The organism is Alteromonas sp. 4NS20-0143 (genome assembly GCF_057542855.1).
This window is the reverse complement of the sequence record NZ_BAAJLR010000030.1, coordinates 1-698: the sequence shown is the minus strand read 5'-3', so window position 1 is coordinate 698 and position 698 is coordinate 1. Positions and strand designations below refer to the sequence as shown.

At 41.0% G+C, this 698-nt stretch carries 2 protein-coding genes; both read left to right on the top strand.

The features are described 5' to 3' along the window. Positions 1-161: 161 nt before the first annotated feature. On the top strand, positions 162-410 hold the full coding sequence (locus AC27HD_RS18825) for a type II toxin-antitoxin system Phd/YefM family antitoxin (RefSeq protein ID WP_032095995.1): 249 nt from the start codon (positions 162-164) through the stop codon (positions 408-410). Continuing rightward, complete coding sequence (locus tag AC27HD_RS18820) at positions 400-693, top strand: type II toxin-antitoxin system RelE family toxin (RefSeq protein WP_007991254.1); 294 nt, start codon at positions 400-402, stop codon at positions 691-693. The genes AC27HD_RS18825 and AC27HD_RS18820 overlap by 11 nt, the downstream gene beginning before the upstream one ends. Positions 694-698 lie beyond the last annotated feature (5 nt).

Genomic DNA, 698 nt, shown 5'->3' with positions numbered 1-698 from the left:
ACCCGCATAACGGGCAAAAATATGTAGGCTACAATACCAAGCGAAGCGCTGGGAGTCTTCGTATTTTTGTCCCAGCGAAGGTAGTGAGCGAGTTTATGCGCTTGTTAAACCAACAATGATAGCCTAAAATGACCTAATTAAAGACCTTTTAGGAGACCGTTATGGCGGCTAGAGTTTTGGCTGAAGTTGCTGCAAGTATTACAGAACTAAAAGCAAACCCTATGAAAGTTGCGAGCAGTGCATATGGCGATCCTGTCGCCATATTGAATAGGAATGAACCCGCATTTTATTGTGTCCCAGCTGAGATTTACGAAAAAATGATGGATCGTTTGGAGGATCTGGAACTACTACAGCTTGTTAAAGAAAGGCAAGGTGAAGAAAGCGTTTCGGTGAATTTGGATGACCTATAAATTAGAGTTTAAAAGAAGCGCCCTAAAAGAATGGAATAAGCTTGGTAGTACTTTGCAGCAGCAATTGAAGAAGAAGTTAGCAGAGAGGTTAAAAACACCGCACGTAGCCCCAGATAGAGTGTTAGGTGCCGATAATGTTTATAAAATAAAATTACGTCAATCAGGATATAGGTTGGTGTATCAGGTACTTGATGACGTAGTAGTAGTTACAGTGCTTGCAGTGGGAAAACGCGAAAGAAATGAGGCTTACAAAAAAGCATTAAAGAGACTTGATGCTGAATAAGGGTT

What these genes read in the sequence shown, in the direction of transcription:
- AC27HD_RS18825 (WP_032095995.1), top strand. Translation starts at nt 162, where the DNA reads ATGGCGGCTAGAGTTTTGGCTGAAGTTGCTGCAAGTATTACAGAACTA.
- AC27HD_RS18820 (WP_007991254.1), top strand. Translation starts at nt 400, where the DNA reads ATGACCTATAAATTAGAGTTTAAAAGAAGCGCCCTAAAAGAATGGAAT.